At 43.9% G+C, this 21800-nt stretch carries 20 protein-coding genes; 2 read left to right on the top strand and 18 right to left on the bottom strand.

All coding sequences use genetic code 11. From position 1 onward, the window contains the following. The coding region (locus L5M11_RS18475) for a transposase (protein WP_263192923.1) at positions 1 to 338 on the top strand (338 nt) is incomplete at its 5' end. 117 nt (positions 339 to 455) lie between these two features. On the opposite strand, the gene L5M11_RS18470 is transcribed toward L5M11_RS18475, so the two are convergent. The 16 genes from L5M11_RS18470 to mioC all read right to left on the bottom strand — a co-directional run bounded on the left by L5M11_RS18470 (position 456) and on the right by mioC (position 16809). Continuing rightward, positions 456 to 2564, bottom strand: a complete 2109-nt coding sequence (locus tag L5M11_RS18470; RefSeq protein ID WP_263192922.1) for a TonB-dependent receptor — start codon at positions 2562 to 2564, stop codon at positions 456 to 458. A gap of 276 nt (positions 2565 to 2840) precedes the next feature. Next, the gene (glmU, locus tag L5M11_RS18465) at positions 2841 to 4205 is read right to left on the bottom strand and encodes a bifunctional UDP-N-acetylglucosamine diphosphorylase/glucosamine-1-phosphate N-acetyltransferase GlmU (RefSeq protein ID WP_263192921.1); all 1365 of its coding nucleotides are present in this window, start codon (positions 4203 to 4205) and stop codon (positions 2841 to 2843) included. Positions 4206 to 4403: 198 nt separating this feature from the next. After that, positions 4404 to 4832 carry a F0F1 ATP synthase subunit epsilon gene (locus L5M11_RS18460; RefSeq protein WP_105250790.1) on the bottom strand — a complete coding sequence of 143 codons (429 nt, stop codon included), beginning with the start codon at positions 4830 to 4832 and terminating at the stop codon, positions 4404 to 4406. Between the two features lie 36 nt (positions 4833 to 4868). Further along, the gene (gene atpD / locus L5M11_RS18455) at positions 4869 to 6260 is read right to left on the bottom strand and encodes a F0F1 ATP synthase subunit beta (RefSeq protein WP_105250791.1); all 1392 of its coding nucleotides are present in this window, start codon (positions 6258 to 6260) and stop codon (positions 4869 to 4871) included. Between the two features lie 35 nt (positions 6261 to 6295). Further along, a complete protein-coding gene (gene atpG, locus L5M11_RS18450; RefSeq protein ID WP_006084762.1) occupies positions 6296 to 7156 on the bottom strand; it encodes a F0F1 ATP synthase subunit gamma in 861 nt (286 codons plus the stop codon). Between the two features lie 50 nt (positions 7157 to 7206). Continuing rightward, positions 7207 to 8748: a F0F1 ATP synthase subunit alpha gene (atpA, locus tag L5M11_RS18445; RefSeq protein WP_105250792.1), complete on the bottom strand. Its 1542-nt coding sequence runs from the start codon at positions 8746 to 8748 to the stop codon at positions 7207 to 7209. A gap of 14 nt (positions 8749 to 8762) precedes the next feature. Next, entirely contained in the window at positions 8763 to 9296 is a 534-nt protein-coding gene (gene atpH, locus L5M11_RS18440; protein ID WP_006083842.1) for a F0F1 ATP synthase subunit delta, read from the bottom strand. A gap of 15 nt (positions 9297 to 9311) precedes the next feature. Further along, a complete protein-coding gene (gene atpF / locus L5M11_RS18435) occupies positions 9312 to 9782 on the bottom strand; it encodes a F0F1 ATP synthase subunit B (protein ID WP_006083841.1) in 471 nt (156 codons plus the stop codon). Between the two features lie 37 nt (positions 9783 to 9819). After that, entirely contained in the window at positions 9820 to 10071 is a 252-nt protein-coding gene (gene atpE, locus L5M11_RS18430; protein ID WP_006083840.1) for a F0F1 ATP synthase subunit C, read from the bottom strand. A gap of 64 nt (positions 10072 to 10135) precedes the next feature. Continuing rightward, the gene (atpB, locus tag L5M11_RS18425; RefSeq protein WP_105250793.1) at positions 10136 to 10930 is read right to left on the bottom strand and encodes a F0F1 ATP synthase subunit A; all 795 of its coding nucleotides are present in this window, start codon (positions 10928 to 10930) and stop codon (positions 10136 to 10138) included. Between the two features lie 12 nt (positions 10931 to 10942). Further along, entirely contained in the window at positions 10943 to 11326 is a 384-nt protein-coding gene (locus L5M11_RS18420; RefSeq protein WP_105250794.1) for an ATP synthase subunit I, read from the bottom strand. A 225-nt stretch (positions 11327 to 11551) separates the two neighbouring features. Next, positions 11552 to 12430, bottom strand: a complete 879-nt coding sequence (locus L5M11_RS18415) for a ParB/RepB/Spo0J family partition protein (protein WP_263192920.1) — start codon at positions 12428 to 12430, stop codon at positions 11552 to 11554. A 9-nt stretch (positions 12431 to 12439) separates the two neighbouring features. After that, positions 12440 to 13228, bottom strand: a complete 789-nt coding sequence (locus L5M11_RS18410; protein ID WP_105250796.1) for a ParA family protein — start codon at positions 13226 to 13228, stop codon at positions 12440 to 12442. Positions 13229 to 13301: 73 nt separating this feature from the next. Next, complete coding sequence (gene rsmG, locus L5M11_RS18405) at positions 13302 to 13922, bottom strand: 16S rRNA (guanine(527)-N(7))-methyltransferase RsmG (RefSeq protein WP_113941418.1); 621 nt, start codon at positions 13920 to 13922, stop codon at positions 13302 to 13304. A 117-nt stretch (positions 13923 to 14039) separates the two neighbouring features. Next, positions 14040 to 15929 (bottom strand): tRNA uridine-5-carboxymethylaminomethyl(34) synthesis enzyme MnmG, encoded by a 1890-nt coding sequence (mnmG, locus tag L5M11_RS18400; RefSeq protein WP_263192919.1) that lies wholly within the window; start codon positions 15927 to 15929, stop codon positions 14040 to 14042. A 439-nt stretch (positions 15930 to 16368) separates the two neighbouring features. Further along, positions 16369 to 16809, bottom strand: coding sequence for an FMN-binding protein MioC (gene mioC, locus L5M11_RS18395; protein ID WP_219235712.1), 441 nt, complete (start codon positions 16807 to 16809; stop codon positions 16369 to 16371). 250 nt (positions 16810 to 17059) lie between these two features. On the opposite strand from mioC, the gene L5M11_RS18390 reads away from it, so the two are divergent. Next, complete coding sequence (locus L5M11_RS18390; RefSeq protein ID WP_173248474.1) at positions 17060 to 18613, top strand: oligopeptide:H+ symporter; 1554 nt, start codon at positions 17060 to 17062, stop codon at positions 18611 to 18613. Positions 18614 to 18703: 90 nt separating this feature from the next. On the opposite strand, the gene mnmE is transcribed toward L5M11_RS18390, so the two are convergent. Together mnmE and yidC are read right to left on the bottom strand one after the other, a co-directional pair. Beyond that, positions 18704 to 20065 carry a tRNA uridine-5-carboxymethylaminomethyl(34) synthesis GTPase MnmE gene (mnmE, locus tag L5M11_RS18385; RefSeq protein ID WP_113941427.1) on the bottom strand — a complete coding sequence of 454 codons (1362 nt, stop codon included), beginning with the start codon at positions 20063 to 20065 and terminating at the stop codon, positions 18704 to 18706. Between the two features lie 106 nt (positions 20066 to 20171). Further along, a complete protein-coding gene (gene yidC, locus L5M11_RS18380) occupies positions 20172 to 21800 on the bottom strand; it encodes a membrane protein insertase YidC (RefSeq protein ID WP_105250801.1) in 1629 nt (542 codons plus the stop codon).

The raw sequence follows: 21800 nt of genomic DNA, 5'->3' as shown, positions 1-21800 counted from the left end.
AAGGTATTCTTTACCGCCTTAGAACAGGTATCCCTTGGCGAGATTTACCTAAAGAGTTCGGTCATTGGAGCACGGTCTTTAGACTCTTTACCGCCTTAGAACAGGTATCCCTTGGCGAGATTTACCTGAAATCTGTTATTCCAAGGCGCCGCTATAAGAATACACCTCAAGAAAGAGTCGATTGGTGCTTATATCGGTATCGACATTTAGTGGAGAATGCTTTTGGAAGAATTAAGCACTATCGAGCAATATCAACAAGATATGACAAGCTAGCAAGAAATTACGCCAGTATGGTGTCACTGGCGTTTATGTTAATGTGGCTGCCGATATATTGCTGAACAACATTTGTACAGCAAAGATCAACAGACCCTAGTCAACTTGGAAATAAGCCAATAAAAAAGCAGCTTATCCTTTAGGGATAAACTGCTTTAAATGGATTAAAAACCTAATAAATTTTAGAACTTAGCTTCAACAGCAACACTGAAGTTACGATCTTGGCCGATAGTAACCATTCTATCACTGCCACCGTCTAGGTACTCAGTATCAAAGAGGTTTCTGACGTTGGCGCGAAGGCTCACATCTTTACCCATGATATCCATAGTGTAGGCCGCACCGATATCGAAACGCACATAACCATCTTTGGTAATACTATTAGTTGTATTGGCAAAACGCTCGCCGACATAAATAGCACCAAAGTTCATCGCTAATTTGTCCGTCACTTCATAACGAGTCCAGATATTGGCTGACCATTCTGGGGCATCTATAGGGGTTTTACCTTCTCGCTCATCACCTGTTTGATACTCAGCATCGAGGTACATCATTGATGAAGTCACAAACCAGCTATCACCAATTTTACCCTGTGCACCCACTTCAACCCCACGGTGTTTTTGTTCACCGCCTTGGGTCGTGATCCAAGTATATGTTCCATTTTCACTTAACGGGTCACTTGCTGTCAGCGCCTCAGTTATAGAGATATTTTCCAGCGTAATATCAAATATTGCGGCAGTTAATAGTAAGCTGTCATCAAACAATTCCCACTTAGTGCCCACTTCATATTGAATACCATATTCAGGCTTTAGGTCAGTATTATGATTAACATTTAAAGGATCAGTAACACCACCTTGTGGTGTAAAACTCCTAGAGTAGTTAACGTAAATACTACCATTGCTCATTGGTGAGTAGATCACCCCAAACTTAGGCGATACGGCATAACTGTTACCGCCTACACCATCTTTCTTCTGCTCGTCATAACGCACACCAGCAAGCAATTTCCATTGTTCATTTAAGGTCATTAAATCCTGCAGATAGAAACCGTAATATTTGTATTCACTTGGAATACTCAAGTTTCCTTGATGGTAATCAAGCTCTGGCTTAATCACCACTTGCCCAGGAATGACGGTTTGTGCTGTGCCACGCTTAATTTGCTGTTGGTAGAAATAGTCTAAATAGTTAGCACCAATAAGGAATTGATGCTCTATACCTGCTAAAGAAAACTCACCTGTAAAGTCCACAAAAGCCGTTTTATGTTGCCAATCATCGTAACGATCAAATGGGCTGATCCGATAACCATTTGTGAAAGGATCTGCCGTATAAACAGGCGCAGAATCGAAACGTTGACGGTCAAATTGTTGATCGTTATAACCTACTTTAACTTTCCAATCGTCAGTCATTTGCCAAGTAATATCGGCACCTAAATTTGAAATCGTATTATCAGTAAAGGCCCATGGCGCATCCCAAACGGTTTTACGTCCACCTATCACATTACCTTGAGCATCTAGCCAACCACCAGCATCAATACCCGCTTTATCTTGGGTATGATCGTATTTAACCGACAGAGTAACATCGTCGCTGACATCAAACTCTAGGTTTAGGTAACCTAACCAACGGTCACGCTCTTGGTTTTCTTCAGTGGTCGAATACTCACGCCAGTATTTAGTGTCTTGTTTCACTAACACACCACGGTAACGAATACTTTGAGCATCATTTAAGCTGCCACCAGCGTCTAATTGTGCGCGGGTTGAGCCGTAGCCATCGGTATCAAAACCAAGATCCAACATGGAGTCATAGGTAGGCTTTTTAGTGACCATATTCACTAAACCACCAGGACCAGACTGACCATAAAGCATGCTAGAAGGGCCTTTTAACACCTCAACTTGCTGTAGGGTTTCAATAGGTTGTACATAGTGAGACCACTGCTGATGGCCATTGATAAGATAACCATTACCGGAATCAATCTCGAAACCACGGATACTAAAGACTTGGCGGTTCCAACGCGTTGTACCCGCAGTTACGCTTGAGTCGTTGACTAAGACTTCAGCGAGGTTAGTGGCTAACTGTTCATCTGTAACAAAATCGGGGATAACATTAACGGACTGTGGAGTATCCATTAAGTTGATATCACCACGCATAGCACCCGATGCAGAACCCACTTTATAGTCGTTAAAAGTACGGCCAGTGACTTTAATACGTTCAATATTGGCATCTGTTGCATCATCAGCTAAAACAGGCATAGCCATTAATGCTGCGCCAACAGCAAGACCTACGATTGAATATTTAAATACCATTGCCAACACCTCGAATAAATCTTTAGTCTTAGAATTGCTGGCAATATAAATGAGAAGTGTTTTTATTTTATCTTCTTTACGTGAATTTACAATTGAGTGTGATACCGATCAAATTAGCTTAAAAACCAACAAGTTGCACATAGCATACAAATGTTAATTAAACCTTAATTATTAAGCATTTCTTAATAAAAAGGTTTTTAATGCTTAATCTTGAATATCTGTAAAGACAAAAGCGGCACAGAGCCGCTTTTAGTTTTTAATGTTACGAAGTTAGATTCACTTTTTTATTTTAACGGGGCGCTTCCAATCCAAGAGATGCTTTTGTTTTACACGAGTGATCACTAACTCATTCTCACCCACATCACGGGTAATCGTTGAACCGGCCCCTAAAGTTGCCCCTTTACCTATGGTCACTGGAGCCACCAACTGAGTGTCAGAGCCGACAAAGACGTTATCTTCGATAACAGTAAGATGCTTATTCGCGCCATCATAGTTGCAGGTAATAGTACCAGCACCAATGTTGACGCCATCACCAATGATGGCATCGCCTAAATAGGCTAAGTGTCCAGCTTTGGATCCCACACCAATCACCGCTTTTTTCACTTCAACAAAGTTGCCTATATGTGCATCTTGCTTAAGTTCTGCTCCCGGACGTAAACGTGCAAATGGGCCAGCACTGGCTGCAACGCCAAGCGTAGCACCTTCTATAATAGAGTAAGGCTTGATCTCAGCATCATCGGCAATCTCGCAATCAATTAAAATCGCGCCTGCGCCAATAGTGACATTATTACCCAAGGTCACTTTGCCTTCGAATATCACATTAATATCGATCATCACATCCATACCAACAGTGACTTCACCACGGATATCGATACGGCTTGGGTCGCGAAGGTTCGCCCCCGCCAACATGAGCTTTTCGGCTTCACGAGCTTGGTAAGCACGTTCAAGTTGCGCTAATTGCACGCGATTATTGGCGCCTTCGACTTCAATGGCCGATTGTGGCTGAGCAGTATCAATAGCAACGCCATCAGCGTGCGCCATAGCAATAATATCCGTTAGATAATATTCGCCTTGAGCATTATTGTTCGATAAACGGCTCAACCAAGTTTTAAGTTGTTTACCCGGAACCGCCATGATGCCGGTGTTAATTTCGTTGATCAGCAACTGTTCTGCTGTCGCATCTTTTTGCTCAATAATTCCAATGACTTTTCCTTGCTCACGGACAATACGGCCATAACCCATAGGATTCGCTAAATTCACTGTTAAAATAGCAACACCATTTTCAGGACGGGCGGCGAGTAATGCTTCGAGAGTCGATGTTTGGATCAACGGCACATCGCCATAAAGAATAAGTACTGTATCGCTGTCGGCGATATGTGGGCTAGCCTGTGCAACCGCATGACCTGTGCCTAATTGATCGGCTTGCAATACCCAGTTAAGTTGTTGCTCACCCAAACAGGCTTGTAGCTTGTCGGCACCATAACCATAGACTAACTGAATAGAGTCACTGCCAACTTTATTAGCGGTATCGATGACATGTTGCACCATGCTCTTATGGGCGATGGGATGTAATACCTTAGGAAGATCAGAGCGCATCCGTGTTCCCTTGCCAGCCGCTAAGATCACTACATTTAATGCCATTACCATATCCTTGAAAAAATACCCAAGAGGGTGAAAAATTGCGGTCGATTTAGTGGCGCAATTTTAACGGAAAGCACATCGAAAAGCGAAGTAGATAGCGATGCTAATCAATCAAAGACATGCAAGAATGCCAATCTATCCCATTTTTAGACACAAAAAAGGCGACCATAGGGTCGCCTTTTTTCACAAACAATAACCTTATCTGGCAATGTTTTTCTTGATGGTTTCAACAACACGTAATTGAGCCATAGCCTTAGCTAACTCAACCATAGCCGCGTCATAATTGAAGTCAGCGCCAGCAGTTGCCATATGGGCTTCTGCACGACGCTTAGCTTCTAATGCCGCTTGCTCATCAATATCTTTGGCACGCATAACCACATCAGCCAATACGGAGACAGAAGAAGGCTGCACTTCCAGAATACCACCTGAAAGGTAAAACACTTCTTCACTGCCGTCTTGCTTGACGATGCGCGCCATGCCAGGTTTGATATAACTAAGCAAAGGAGCGTGGCCATGCATTATGCCCAACTCACCTTCAGAACCAGTCACTTGCAGCGAAGCTACACGACCAGAGAAGATTTTGCTCTCTGCGCTTACAATATCAAGATGTACTGTCATGGCTGCCATCCCGTTCTCCTTAAAAAACTAAGTATGAATACTTAGTTATTTCTTTTTGTTCGCTTTCTCGATGACTTCATCGATTGAGCCAACCATGTAGAACGCTTGTTCTGGCAGGTGATCAAACTCACCGTTCAAAATACCCTTAAAGCCACGGATAGTGTCTTTCAGAGAAACGTACTTACCAGGAGATCCAGTAAAGACTTCTGCTACGAAGAAAGGCTGAGATAAGAAACGCTCAATCTTACGAGCACGGAATACGACAGTCTTGTCTTCATCAGACAATTCATCCATACCCAGAATCGCAATAATGTCTTTCAGCTCTTTGTAACGTTGCAGTACAGTTTGCACGCCGTTAGCAACGTCATAATGCTCTTGGCCAACAACCAATGGATCTAATTGACGTGAAGTCGAATCCAATGGGTCAACCGCAGGGTAAATACCCAGAGAAGCAATTTGACGTGACAGTACAACAGTCGCATCTAAGTGAGCGAAGGTTGTTGCTGGTGACGGATCGGTCAAGTCATCCGCAGGTACGTATACCGCTTGTACAGAAGTAATAGAACCCGTCTTAGTTGAAGTGATACGCTCTTGCAGAACGCCCATCTCTTCAGCCAATGTTGGTTGATAACCTACCGCAGAAGGCATACGACCTAACAGTGCAGATACTTCAGTACCGGCTAAGGTATAACGATAGATGTTGTCAACGAACAACAGTACGTCACGACCTTCGTCACGGAACTTCTCTGCCATAGTCAGACCAGACAGTGCAACACGCAAACGGTTACCTGGAGGCTCGTTCATCTGACCATAAACCATGGCCACTTTGTCGAGAACGCCAGAATCTTTCATCTCGTAGTAGAAGTCGTTACCTTCACGAGTACGTTCACCTACACCGGCGAATACAGAAAGACCCGAGTGGGCTTTAGCGATGTTGTTAATCAGTTCCATCATGTTAACTGTCTTACCAACACCCGCACCACCGAACAAACCGACTTTACCGCCCTTAGCGAATGGACAAACAAGGTCGATAACCTTGATGCCAGTCTCTAACAGTTCAGTAGAGCTTGATTGATCTTCGTATGAAGGAGCTGTACGGTGAATGACATAACGCTCTTCTTCACCGATTGGACCCGCTTCATCAATAGGCTCGCCTAATACGTTCATGATACGGCCAAGAGTGGCGGTACCAACTGGAACAGTAATAGGTGAACCTGAGTTTACTACTTCAAGACCACGACGCAGACCGTCAGAAGAACCCATAGCGATGGTACGAACTACACCACCACCTAGCTGTTGCTGAACTTCCAGCACCAAACCATTACACGGGCCTTCACCTACGATTTTCAGAGCGTCATATACTTGAGGTACGGCATCTTGTGGGAACTCTACGTCCACAACCGCGCCAATCACTTGGACAACAGTACCTGTGCTCATGATTAATCCTCTAAAACTTGTATTCGTTACCTAACCTAAACCGCAGAGGCACCAGAAACAATTTCCGACAGTTCCTGCGTAATCGCAGCCTGACGGGCCTTGTTATAGACCAGTTGCAAGTCGTTGATAAGCTCACCCGCGTTGTCTGTTGCCGACTTCATTGCCACCATACGGGCAGCTTGTTCAGAGGCAATGTTTTCAACAACACCTTGGTAAACCTGAGATTCTACATAACGGACCAATAAAGTATCCAAAAGTGCTTTTGGATCTGGCTCGTAGATATAATCCCAACGATGAGCAGTTTCATCATCTTCTGATTTAGGCAAAGGTAGCAGCTGCTCGATCACAGGAGTCTGCGTCATAGTATTCACAAATTTGTTAAATACCACGTACAGACGATCCAGCTTGCCTTCGTTGTAAGCTTCTAGCATGACACCGACTGTCCCGATCAAGTCAGCGAGCTTTGGAGCATCGCCTAAACCTGAAGCGTGAGCAGACACTTGTCCACCGAAGTTTTTGAAAAACTGCACACTACGTGCGCCGATAGGGCAAAATTCAAATTCTGCACCTTGGGCTTTCCAGCTTTTCACGTCTGCAATAACCTTTTTGAAAAGGTTAACGTTCAGACCACCACAAAGGCCACGGTCGGTTGCTACAACAATGTAACCAACCCGCTTAGCCTCTCTCACCTCCAAATAGGGGTGTTTATACTCGAGAGAACCTTGCGCGACGTGACCGATCACCTTACGCATGCTTTCCGCATATGGACGGCTCGCAGCCATGCGTTCCTGCGCTCTGCGCATTTTGCTGGCTGCCACCATTTCCATGGCGGACGTGATCTTCTGAGTGTTTTTCACACTCGCGATCTTGGTTTTAATCTCTTTAGCGCCGGCCATCTCTACTCTCCAATCTGGACCTGAGGTGTCTTAAGACACCTCTATCATTGTTACCAGGTTTGGGTTGCTACGAACTTGTCGAGGCCAGCTTTTAATTCAGCTTCGATATCAGCGCTATAATCGCCAGTTTCGTTGATAAGCTTCATTAAAGGAGCATGCTCGCTGTTCATGAACGAGAGCAGAGCGGCTTCGAAATTACCGACCTTATTCAGCTCAACACTCTTCAGGTAACCTTTTTCAGCTGAGAAAATAGACACAGCTTGAGCGGCTACGCTCATAGGAGCATATTGCTTTTGCTTCATCAGTTCGGTAACACGCACACCATGCTCAAGCTGAGCACGTGTTGCATCGTCAAGATCAGATGCAAATTGCGAGAACGCAGCAAGCTCACGATACTGTGCTAGTGCGGTACGAATACCACCAGACAGTTTCTTGATGATCTTAGTCTGAGCCGCACCACCAACACGAGAAACAGAAATACCTGGGTTAACCGCTGGACGTAGGCCAGAGTTAAACAGATCGGTCTCAAGGAAGATCTGACCATCGGTAATAGAAATTACGTTGGTCGGTACGAATGCAGAAACGTCACCCGCTTGCGTTTCAATAATCGGCAGCGCGGTTAAAGAACCAGTTTTGCCAGTTACTGCACCTTTAGTGAACTTCTCTACATAAATCGCGTTAACGCGTGATGCACGCTCTAATAAACGTGAGTGTAGATAGAATACGTCACCTGGGTAAGCTTCACGGCCTGGTGGACGCTTGAGCAGTAACGAAATTTGACGATAAGCAACTGCTTGCTTAGACAAATCATCGTATACGATCAAAGAATCTTCACCGCGGTCACGGAAGTATTCACCCATAGAACAACCAGAATATGGCGCTAAGTATTGTAGAGCAGCGGCTTCAGAAGCAGTTGCAACAACAACGATAGTGTTAGCTAAAGCACCGTGTTCTTCTAGCTTGCGTACTACGTTAGCGATAGTAGAAGCCTTTTGGCCAATCGCGACGTACACACATTTAATGCCAGAATTTTTCTGGTTGATGATTGCGTCGATCGCCATTGCTGTTTTACCAGTTTGACGGTCGCCAATGATCAATTCACGTTGACCACGCCCGATTGGGATCATGGCATCAACGGCTTTATAACCAGTTTGAACTGGTTGATCAACAGACTGACGTTCAATAACACCTGGTGCGATAACTTCAATTGGCGAGAAACCATCGTTATCGATAGGTCCTTTACCGTCAATTGGCTCACCTAGAGTGTTAACAACGCGGCCAAGAAGACCGCGGCCAACTGGAACTTCCAGAATACGGCCAGTCGTTTTCACTTTTACGCCTTCTGCTAAATCAGCATAAGGACCCATTACTACGGCACCGACAGAATCACGTTCAAGGTTCAACGCGATTGCAAAACGGTTACCAGGCAGTTCGATCATCTCACCTTGCATCACGTCGGCTAGGCCGTGGATGCGGATGATGCCGTCACTTACCGCAACGATAGTACCTTCGTTACGAGATTCGCTAACGACTTCGAACTGCTCGATCCGCTGCTTAATCAGATCGCTGATTTCAGTGGAATTCAGTTGCATGCTCAAACTCCCAATTACGACTGCAGCTTATCAGACAGACGCGATAACTTACCGCGGACCGAGCCATCGATGACTAGGTCTCCTGTCTTAATGATTACACCGGCGATGAGCGCGGCGTCAGTGCTACAATTCAGCTTAACTTTGCGTGCGAGACGTTTCTCTAAAGAAATACTAATCTGCTGTTGTTGTTCAGAGCTCAGCTCAGTTGCAGAAACCACATCGGCTTCTACTTCTTTTGCCCACTCATTACGGTATTCAGTAAATAACTGAGATACAGCAGGTAGCACCTTTAAGCGACCGTTTTCAGCCATTACCTTTATCAGGTTCTGACCTTGCACATTGACTTGCTCACCACACACACTAATAAAGAGTGCTGCGAGCTTAGTGCTGGCTAAAGAGCCAGCTAACAGTGGTTGCATGGTTTCGTTTTCACTCACCAATGCGGCAAACGTGAGCATTTCAGCCCAAGAATCCACTGCATCTTGTTCAATAGCAAAGTCAAAAGCTGCCTTTGCGTAAGGGCGAGCGATGGTGGTTAATTCAGCCATAACTCAACTCCCTTATCAAATTTCAGCGACTAGTTTATTAACTATGTCACTGTGGGCGGCTGGATCAATAGAACGCTCAAGGATCTTCTCAGCACCCATGATGGCAAGAGTAGCAACCTGCTTACGCAGATCCTCTTTGACGCGATTACGTTCAGCTTCAATTTCTGCTTTACCCTGAGCGATGATTTTAGCACGCTCAGCGTCTGCTTCGGTTTTGGCTTCTTCAACTATTTGAGCTTTACGCTTGTTAGCTTGCTCAATAATTTCATTAGCCGTTACCTTGGCTTCTTTTAGTTGGTCAGTCGCTTTCGCTTGTGCCAACTCCAGGTCTTTTACCGCACGATCAGCATCAGCTAGACCGTCAGCAATCCTTTTTTGGCGCTCTTCGATGGCATTCATCAAAGGGGGCCATACAAACTTCATGCAAAACCACACGAAGATGATAAAGGCGACCGTCTGACCGATTAGGGTAGCGTTGAAATTCACAACAGCCTCCTATTTAGAGTTAAGACAGAAGCGTTTTTTACAGCATTGCACCCAGTGGGTTGGTAAATAGCATAAATAATGCGATACCAACACCGATCATAGTTACGGCGTCAAGAAGACCCGCTACGATGAACATTTTAACTTGTAGCATAGGAGCCATTTCTGGTTGACGCGCAGCGCCTTCCAAGAACTTACCGCCTAATAAGCCGAAACCGATTGCAGTACCAAGAGCACCCATACCAATCAGCAGAGCAACAGCGATAGCTGTCATGCCTAAAATCGTTTCCATCTGTATCTCCAGTATCTAAATCTATATTAGTTGATGATTTAGTTTAAAATTTCTTCAGCAATCCTTAATGATCTTCATGCGCCATGCTTAAATAAACAATGGTCAACATCATGAAGATAAACGCCTGCAGCGTGATAACCAAAATGTGGAATATTAACCAGCCCAGTTGCAGAGTCACACCTAGGGTAGATAATAACAAGTTGGTACCATACATCAGCGCAATAAGGATGAAGATCAACTCACCTGCGTACAAGTTACCAAAGAGTCGCAATGCCAATGAAATTGGCTTAGCAATCAAAGTAACAGTCTCTAATAGGAGGTTGACGGGTATCATTGCCTTATGGTTAAAGGGCTGTAGTGTCAATTCTTTAACAAACCCAGACACACCTTTGACCTTAATGCTGTAAAAAATAATCAGCACGAACACACCAATAGCTAAGCTAAAAGTAATGTTAACGTCAGTCGTCGGAACCGCTTTTAGATAGGGAATACCCATTAAACTTGCTGCGTGAGGCAGCCAATCTACAGGGATCATATCCATGAAGTTCATCATGAATACCCATACAAAAATGGTCAGAGCTAAAGGCGCGATCAGAGCATTGCGGCCATGAAAACTTTCTTTCACGCTGTTATTTACGAACTCGACGATAATCTCAACAAAACATTGCAGTTTGCCAGGAACACCGGAAGTCGCTTTTTTACCAACGCTGCGGAAAATCCACAGGAACAGAACACCAAGACCAACCGAAAAGAACAACGAATCAATGTGCCATGTCCAAAAGCCTTCACCAACACTTAAGTTGGTAAGGTGATGTTGGATATAGCCCTGCGGTGTTAACGCTTCACCAGTTGCAGCCATGATTCATCCCACTTAACTTTGCTTGAAGTATAAAGGAGCTGTCCAATGCACGATTAGCGTCAGCACATAACAAACAAAAAGCGGCATAAAAGCGACCTTAAGATTGATAAACACAAACGAAAACATTGCGATGGTTAACAGCAACTTTACCGCTTCCCCCCAGTAAAAAGTCTTTATGACTTTTGCAGCTGAACTTGCTCCCGTGTGGGAGAAAGCGAGGGTTGCGAATACAAAATTAGGGAGCACAGCGATTGAACCACCTGCTAATGCAGAATAGCCAAACTGAACTCCCCACACGGCGAAAAAGAGAATTGAAGCACCCCCAGCGACCGCCGCCTGCATCATCACCAATTTATAGGCTGACCACCGGCCACGACGCGCTAAAACCTTACTCAATTCATCCTCTCCGCATTCATACTTTTTGTTTCGATGACCGGATGACAAATACCCGTATTTATGTCGATGCACAAAAAGCTTGCGAAAGTATACCTTTTCACGCCTTCATTGCAACTTTGAGATAAGGAAAAACAACACTTTTAACGTGATCTCGCGCCAAACGAGTTAAAATGTAAGATTAGCATCTGTCACAAATTTACATTAAAAACTGTTAATCTACAGACATTAATGAATTTTACTAAGAATTCCGTCTAATTCAGTCAGATTCTGATAGTTAATTACAATTTTACCCGTGCCCTTACTGCTATGAGCGATCGAAACCTTGGCACCTAATCTTTCAATTAACTGCTGCTCTAAACGACAAACATCTTGATCTTTAGTCGTAGTTTCGGCTTGTTTAGGCGGATTTAAGGTTTGATTAATTAATCGTTCAGTTTCGCGAACGGTTAATTCCTTAGCGGCCACTAATCTCGCAAGATTTGTTTGTTCTTCTCCCTCAATTGCCAACAAAGCGCGAGCATGACCCATATCAATGTCGCCATACTCGAGTAGACGCTTAACCGGCTCATTTAAACCGTTTAAACGTAACAAGTTAGATACACTCGCTCTGGATTTTCCCACAACATCGGCAACCTGTTGGTGAGTCAGTTCAAATTCTTGCATTAAACGTTGCAATGCAATGGCTTCTTCCATGGCATTTAAGTCTTCACGCTGGATGTTTTCAATCAAAGCAATAGCAACAGCGGCTTCATCAGGTACTTGCTTTACTATGCAGGGGATTTTATTCAAGCCAGCAAGTTGCGCAGCACGCCAACGACGTTCACCCGCAATGATCTCATACATATTATTCGTCACTTGTCTCACAACGATAGGCTGAATAATGCCTTGGTTGCGGATAGAGTGTGCCAGTTCTTCCAACGCTTCGGGGGACATGTCTTTACGAGGTTGATACTTACCTGGCTGTAATAAGTCTAAATCGAGATGGATAAGCTCTTCTTTTTTATCGACAACATCAGCTTCGTCAGTGTGCTTTTTACTGGCGGCATGACTGTTACTCAGTAGGGCATCTAACCCTTTGCCTAATCCTCTTTTTTTCAACGTCATGGTGATCCTTTACGCTTGCTTAGCCTGAGTTTGTTGTTCTGAACGACGGATCATTTCACCCGCAAGCGCTAGATACGCCTTAGCGCCAGCACTCGATTTATCGTAATACATAGCAGGCGCTCCAAAACTTGGTGCTTCTGCTAGCCTCACATTACGTGGGATAACGGTACGATAGACTTTGTCACCAAAATGTTGTTTTAGCTGATCGGACACATCATTAGACAAACGATTACGCGGATCATACATAGTACGTAAAATGCCTTCGATGCCAAGTCCAGGATTAACCATAGCTGCAAGCTTAGTGATGGTATCAATCAGCGCAGTTAAGCCTTCAAGGGCGTAATATTCACACTGCATAGGCACGAGTACAGAGTCGGCCGCTGACATAGCGTTTACGGTCAACATGTTCAATGAAGGAGGGCAGTCGATAAAGATATAATCGTATTGATCTTTGATCGGTGCGAGCGCGTTACGCAAACGGATCTCTCGGGCAAAAAACTCCATCAATTTGATTTCTGCCGCAGTGACATCGCCATTACTGGCGATCAGATCATACTTACCCGCAGTGTTTTTAATGACGATCTCGTCGAAGGATTTTTCTTCAACCAATAATTCATAGGCTGTATTAGCTACGTCATACTTATCGACACCGCTCCCCATGGTGGCATTACCTTGAGGATCGAGATCGATCAATAATACTTTACGTTTTGTTGCTGCTAACGAAGCGGCGAGGTTAACGCAAGTAGTTGTTTTTCCTACGCCACCTTTCTGGTTAGCCACGGCAATCACTTTACCCACAATATCACCCTGTATGTAAATGCTGGTTTATTGCCCTTGCTTATAAATGATTTATTTATCACTTTTAAGCCTGTTATTCTTTGATTATCTTCAATAAATGTCTTTTTTCATCGAGTTTAGGCACCTTAAGCTCGATAACTTCTTTCACCACAAATCCACTTGGAATATGTTGCATCTCTTCATCATTCAACTGGCCTTTAAGTGCATAAAACTGTCCATGTTCGGCGGGGAGATGATGGCACCAAGTCAGCATATCTTGGATTGAGGCAAATGCACGACTTAATACGCCGTCGAATTTATCCTCCGGTTGATAAGCTTCTACGCGGCTTTCAACTGAGCTGATGTTATGTATGCCTAATTCAAAGGACACTTGTTTTTGAAAACGAATACGTTTACCTAAGCTGTCCAATAACACAAATTGTTTATCGGGGTTCATAATGGCTAACGGGATCCCAGGTAAACCCGGTCCAGTGCCTACATCGATAAAACGTTTACCTTGCAGGTGTTTTGAAACCACTAAACTGTCCATGATATGACGGATCAGCATAGCTTCGGGATCTCTCACCGATGTCAGGTTATAGGCTTTATTCCATTTGTTGAGCATACCAACAAAATCAATTAGTTGTTTTTTCTGCTCGACGGTTGCGGGCAAATTAATTTCGGCTAAATAAGCCTCTAACTGGGCAGATAACACTGAGCAACCTCAACAAAGATACGATTATGAACGCGAAGGCTATTATGAAGCCCGAAAACGATGAAGGGAAGCCTGAATGCTTCCCTTCTATGACCTAAGCAGCGATTAAGCTAGCTTTTACGCACTCTTACGTAATAAGCCACGCTTTTTGAGGTGAACTAACAAAATTGAAATAGCCGCAGGGGTAATGCCAGAGATCCGTGACGCTTGACCTATGGTTTCTGGTTTGTGGTTATTTAACTTAGCAATCACTTCATTCGATAAGCCTGGTACTTCTTTGTAATCGAGCGTCAAAGGTAAACCTGTGTTCTCATTACGCACAGCTTTGTTGATCTCTTCCTGCTGACGTTGAATATAACCAGAATACTTAACTTGGATCTGAACTTGCTCAGCCGCCTGTGGATCTTCAAGCCCTGGACCAAAACCTTCGATCTGCATCAACTTGCTGTAATCCATTTCTGGACGACGCAGTAATTCTTCAAATGATGCTTCGCGAGAGATCGGCGTATTCAAGTGTGGGTTTAACGCATGGATCAAAGGTGAATTTGGATGCACCCATTGAGCGCGCAAACGTTGTAACTCAAGTTCGATCGATTCTAACTTCTCACTAAATGCCGCCCAGCGAGTGTCGTCAACTAAACCTAATTCGCGGCCTTTTGCCGTTAAGCGAATATCAGCGTTATCTTCACGGAGTAACAAACGGTATTCGGCACGGCTAGTAAACATGCGGTACGGTTCTTTGGTACCCAGAGTTGATAAATCGTCAACTAGTACTCCAAGATATGCTTCGTCACGGCGTGGACACCAGGCTTCTTTGCCTTGTACTTGCAGTGAGGCATTCATGCCTGCTAATAAACCTTGAGCACCAGCTTCTTCATAACCTGTAGTGCCGTTTATTTGGCCTGCGAAGAATAAACCGTTGATCGCTTTGGTTTCTAATGAGTTTTTCAGATCTCTTGGATCGAAGTAATCGTATTCGATCGCATAACCTGGACGCATGATTTCTGCGTTTTCCATGCCTTTGATCGAACGTACTAAATTCAACTGTACATCGAAAGGTAAACTAGTAGAGATCCCGTTAGGATAGATCTCATTGGTATTTAAACCTTCTGGTTCGATGAAGATCTGATGCGAAGATTTATCCGCAAAGCGGTGGATCTTGTCTTCAATCGATGGGCAATAACGTGGACCAATACCTTCGATGACGCCTGAATACATAGGGCTTCTGTCTAAACCACCACGAATAATTTCATGGGTTTTTTCATTGGTGTGAGTGATCCAGCAAGAAATCTGTTTTGGATGATGACTGATATCCCCCATAAATGACATGACAGGTAACGGAGAATCGCCTTTCTGTTCAGCCATTTGAGAAAAATCGATCGTGTTTGCATCGATACGTGGCGGTGTACCTGTTTTTAAACGGCCGACTCGGATCGGTAATTCACGTAATCGATTTGCTAAAGCAATCGCTGGTGGATCGCCTGCACGGCCACCGCTGTAGTTTTCTAAGCCTATATGAATTTTGCCGCTTAAGAATGTACCTGTTGTTAATACAACAGCTGGAGATTCAAAAGCTAAACCCATTTGGGTAACTACACCAACTACTTGATGATTTTCAACAATTAAGTCATCTACTGCTTGTTGGAAAATACGTAAGTTAGGTTGGTTTTGTAATATATTTTGGATTTTTTGACGATACAGTGCACGGTCAGCCTGTGCTCGTGTTGCTCGTACTGCTGGGCCTTTACTTGAATTTAAGGTTCTAAATTGGATCCCTGCATAATCGGTTGCGATTGCCATTGCACCACCTAAGGCGTCAATTTCTTTCACTAAATGGCCTTTGCCTATGCCACCGATCGCTGGATTACATGACATTTGTCCTAACGTATCGATATTGTGCGTTAGTAATAATGTTTTTGATCCCATTCTTGCTGCTGCCAACGCGGCTTCAGTTCCGGCATGACCACCACCAACAACAATAACATCAAACCGTTCATGAAAATGCATGCCACTACCTTCAATTGCTAAGAGACTCAGTACGAGCCGAGCATTTTAGCATTTGCTTCGTCTTAGGTGAATGATCATTTTACGCTGTTCGATCGAGATGATCCGGACTAATAGATCTTAAGATCTTTATATAGATCTTCTTATTATGTTTACTATTAGGATCGCGTTTTTCTGTGCATAACCCAAATTCATGATATAAATCATTAATTAGCGCGATCTTGATCCTGTGATCTGATCGCGATCTAACGTCATTAAACATGGGGATAGATCGCCCACTTATCCACAAGGCGGATCATTAAGCAGATCGGACTGTGAATAGTACAGAGGTTGATCAGATCTAAATAATAGCTTATCCACATGTTTATACTTTAAATAAGTAAATTGTGGATAAATAGGATCTAAACTGTACATAGATCGGGACCTTATCCAATAAGCGATCTTAAATGTCCTGTTGCCATTGTACTAACCATGCAAGGGCTGGGTCTTCCGGCACAGGATCAAGCTGTACATCGATCTGGATCTTATCCACAAAGGCTTTTGCATCGCAGTCTTGAATGGCCGAAATTAATTTTTCTGGGCCTTGGCAAAAGGTATCGTAACTTGAGTCACCAATTGCACATAAGGCAAAGTTTACTTGGCTGAGATCCGGTTTTTGCTCGGTAATTTCGTTGAAAAAAGGCTGAATATTATCTGGAAGATCACCAGCTCCATGAGTTGATGACACGATAATCCACAGTGCATGGGTGTCTATTTCGCACAATGTTGGGGTTAAATGAACTTGAACTTGGTGTCCTTGCTCCGTTAACTGGGCCATCATTTCGTCGGCAACATACTCTGCACTGCCCAATGTTGTACCAACGATTACTTCAATCTTTGCCATTATGATTTCTCAGTGTGTTGTTGTTTTTAAAACTAATTTCAATTAAATAGATAGCTGAATGGCTATTATTATGTTCATCATAAAGGAAATGTGGATAGGACCACAGAAGCAATACGTGATTTTTGCAGTTTTTGCATCCTTTATATAAGGTTGGTTTCGCTTACATGTTACCTTTAGCTTCTTGATACATAATTAATATATTTAAAAAGTTAATTTCATTTAAAATCAAATAATTATAATAGGATGATCCATGACAACACCCGTAAATGCGCCCCAGTGGCCACGGCAAATTCCTTACATCATAGCCAGTGAAGCTTGTGAACGTTTTAGCTTTTACGGTATGCGGAATATTCTTACCCCATTCTTGATGACAGCACTTTTGTTGTCTATTCCAGAAGAACTGCGCGGAACTATGGCTAAGGATGTGTTCCATTCCTTTGTCATTGGAGTGTACTTTTTCCCGTTACTCGGTGGTTGGATTGCCGATCGTTTTTTCGGTAAATACAATACTATCTTATGGTTAAGTTTAATTTACTGTGTTGGCCATGCGTTTCTCGCTATTTTTGAACACAGTATTCAAGGGTTTTATACGGGATTATTTTTAATTGCGCTCGGATCGGGTGGGATTAAGCCCTTGGTTTCTTCCTTTATGGGGGATCAATTTGATCAAACCAATAAAACATTGGCGCAGAAAGCGTTTGATCTGTTTTATTTTACGATTAACTTTGGCTCCTTCTTCGCCTCGTTATCTATGCCATTACTATTGAAATATTATGGTGCTGCGGTCGCATTTGGGATCCCTGGTGTCTTAATGTTTATTGCAACTGTGTTCTTCTGGTTAGGCCGCAAACGTTATGTGCATATGCCACCCGAACCGAAAAATCCCCATGGTTTTTTACCCGTTATTCGTACCGCATTGCTCACTAAAATCGCTGGTCAAGCCAACATAGGTTTAGTGTTAGCTTTAGTTGGGATAATTTCTGCAGCGTATGCCTTAGTGAATATTCCAACCTTAGGTATCGTTGCTGGTTTGTGTTGTGCGTTAGTGCTAGTGATGGGATTTGTTGGCGCAGGGGCTTCATTGCAACTCGAACGCGCTAGGGGGATCCATCCGGATATCGCCGTTGATGGGGTACGCTCAGTACTACGGATCTTAATCTTATTTGCGTTAGTGACTCCTTTTTGGTCTTTGTTCGATCAGAAAGCGTCCACATGGATACTGCAAGCAAATGATATGTCTAAACCGGATTGGTTTGAACCCGCCATGATGCAAGCTTTAAACCCATTATTAGTTATGTTATTGATCCCATTTAATAACTTTGTGTTATATCCGGCGATTGAGCGCATGGGGATAAAGTTAACTGCTTTGCGTAAAATGGGGGCTGGGATTGCCATCACGGGCGTGAGTTGGATAGTCGTTGGTAGCATTCAATTGGTGATGGATGGCGGCTCGGTATTATCAATATTTTGGCAGATTGTGCCCTATGCTTTGCTCACCTTTGGTGAAGTATTAGTCTCTGCCACTGGGCTAGAGTTTGCCTACAGCCAAGCGCCTAAAGCCATGAAAGGCACTATTATGAGTTTTTGGACCTTATCGGTGACCGTCGGTAACTTATGGGTGCTACTAGCGAACGTCAGTGTGAAAAGTCCGGCAGTGACGGAACAAATTGCCCAGACGGGGATTAGCATTACCGCATTTCAGATGTTTTTCTTTGCTGGTTTTGCCATCTTGGCGGCATTGATGTTTGCGCTTTATGCAAGATCCTATCAAATGCAAGATCATTACCGCCACGTCGAATCATGAGTTAGTCGATGAGTGGAAATATTCAGTTGTAGATAAAAAATCAGCCCATATTGTATGGGCTGATTTATATGGAAATAATATTAAGGTTAGTTATTTTCCAATACAGAAAGAGCTAAAAATTTTGCCTAGTAAATCGTCAGAAGTGAAGCGGCCAGTGATTTCTGATAATGCTAATTGGCACATGCGTAACTCTTCTGCCAGCAGTTCTCCTGCTAGATACACTTCTAATTGTTCTTTACCTAATTGCAGATGGCTTGCGGCGAGTTCAAGGGCTTCTAAGTGACGACGCCGAGCGATAAAGCCACCTTCGAGGTTACTCTGGTAGCCCATGAGTGATTTTAAATGCAGCTTTAACTGTTCAACACCTAAGCCTGTTTTCGCCGAGATCCGGTAAACACTATAACCTTGTTCCTCTGTCATCATTAAGTCTTCGCCAGTGAGATCGGCTTTATTGCGGATCACTGTCACACCTAAATTTGAGGGCAGGCGATCGACAAAGTCAGGCCAAATATCATGGGGATTAACGGCGGCTGTGGTGGTGCCATCAACCATAAATAACACCCGATCGGCACTGTTTATTTCATTCCAAGCGCGTTCTATACCAATTTGTTCAACGGTATCTGTCGTATCACGTAGGCCTGCGGTATCGATAATGTGCAGTGGCATGCCATCTAAGTGGATGTGCTCGCGTAATACATCTCGTGTTGTACCAGCAATTTCGGTAACAATAGCCGATTCTTTACCGGCTAAGGCGTTTAATAAGCTGGATTTTCCGGCGTTAGGACGACCCGCAATCACGACTTTCATGCCTTCGCGGATGATAGAACCTTGTTTAGCACTGGCTTGCACTAGGTCGAGTTTGTCGATGATTTTATAGAGTGCATTGGCAATTTTGCCATCACTTAAAAAGTCGACTTCTTCATCGGGGAAATCAATCGCAGCTTCTACATATAAACGTAGGTTAGTGACTTGATCCACCAGCTCATGGACTTCCTTAGAAAATTCACCCTGGAGTGATTGCAGCGCACTTTTAGCCGCTTGCTCACTGGTGGCATCGATAAGATCGGCAATCGCTTCGGCTTGGGTTAAGTCTAGCTTGTCGTTCATAAAGGCTTGTTCGCTGAACTCACCGGGTTTGGCGATACGAATGCCACCGACTTCCATTACACGTTTGATCAGCATGTCTAGAACGATTTGGCCGCCGTGGCCTTGAAGTTCCAATACATCTTCGCCAGTAAAGGAATTGGGGCCTTTAAAAAACAGCGCTATGCCTTGGTCGATTACTTGGCCTGTTGCACTTTTAAAGTCGCAATAATCGGCATATCTTGTTTTAGGAAGATGACCTAATACGGCCATAGCGACATCACTGGCCTTGTTGCCTGAAATTCGGATGATGCCAACGCCGCCACGTCCAGGCGCGGTGGCTTGAGCCACGATAGTGTCAGTTGTCACGGAAATACCCACCAAACTAATATCTACCAAATCATGTAAAGGAAAAGGCGGCTAATTAAGCCGCCTTTAGTATTATTTTCACTTTATGCTTTGCTAAAGGTAGGGCTTATTTTAAGCCTTTTTTCTCAAGACCTGCATAAATAATCTTCTGCTGCGTGATGGCAACTATGTTACCTACTAACCAGTACAGTACTAGACCTGATGGGAACCACAGGAAGAATACGGTAAAGATTACTGGCATCCATTGCATCATTTTCACTTGCATTGGATCCATTGTCGGCGCAATTGGTTGCATCTTCTGCATTACAAACATAGAGACGCCCATCAGCAAGGGCAGTATGTAGTAAGGATCTTGTACCGATAAATCGTGGATCCACAGCATAAATGGTGCATGACGTAATTCGAAGCTTTCTAGCAATACCCAGTATAAGGCAATGAAGATTGGCATCTGTAAAATAATAGGTAAACAGCCACCCATAGGGTTAACTTTTTCTTTCTTATACAGTTCCATCATGGCTTGACCCATCTTTTGACGGTCATCACCAAAGCGTTCTTTCAAATCTGTTAGCTTAGGTTGCAGATTACGCATCTTCGCCATTGAGGTGTACTGCGCTTTTGTCAGCGGGAACAGTAAACCACGAACGGTTAATGTGATCAGAATAATTGCCACACCCCAGTTACCGACGAATGATTGATAGAACATCAATAACCAGTGAATAGGAACCGCTAACCACCATAAGAAACCGTAATCGACCACGAGATTTAAGGTTTCAGAAATCGCTGACAGTGCCGCTTGATCCTTAGGACCAACATAGAACTGTGAGCTAATTTCTTGGCTGGCACCAGGTGCAATATCGTATACCGCGCCGCGGAAACCAATATTAGCTAGACCGCCAGCACTGACACTAGAAAAAATGGTGTTGCTGTCAGTTGCGGGTGGTACCCAAGCTGAAACGAAATAGTGTTGTAACATGGCTGCCCAACCGCCTAAAGTGGCTTGGTTCAGGTTACTTTTGGCCATGTCGTCAAAGTTGTATTTTTCATAGCGCACATCATTCGTTGAGAACGCACCACCACGATAGGTAGGCATCATCATGCTGCTTTCAGATGGCTTGATCGTTTGTTTAATCTGACCGTACATCTGAACTTGCAGCGGTGCTGCTGAAGTGTTGTTGATTTTATAGTCAACATCTATGTTGAACTTACCGCGATGGAATACGAACACTTTAGTGTAAGTCACACCATTGTCAGCGATATAAGTTAACGGTACTTCTAAGGTATCTTGGCCTTCGGCTAAGGTATATTCAGTTGCCGTTGTGCTAAATGCGGCACGGCCTTTTGCGCTGCTATCGATACCATCGCGACCAATTAGGCCGCTTTGAGCGATATAAGTGAAATCATTCGTTTGCTCAAGCAATACGAATGGTTGATCTTTCTCTAGTTCTTTTTTGTGCGAAACTAACGCAGCAAAAACGATGTCACCACCCACTGGATTGATCTGAATGTCTAACTGATCTGTTTTTACCGTAATCAGTTTGCTGTTTGCAGTAACTGCAGCAGCAGGAACACCTGTATCAGCTTCTGGAACATCGGCACTGTGCGAGCTTGCCGCGTTCGCCACTAAGGACGATTCGGTTGCAACGGGTTTAGGAGCTTTGTCTGCTTGCCACTGTTGCCACAGCAAAAAGCTGACAAACAGTAGTCCTATGAGCAATATATTGCGTTGAGATTCCAT

Origin of the sequence: Shewanella sp. SM87 (genome assembly GCF_025653705.1) — a bacterium.
GTDB classification, from domain to species: domain Bacteria; phylum Pseudomonadota; class Gammaproteobacteria; order Enterobacterales; family Shewanellaceae; genus Shewanella; species Shewanella oncorhynchi.
The sequence above is the reverse complement of the archived record's forward strand: the minus strand, read 5'-3'. Positions and strand labels throughout refer to the sequence as shown.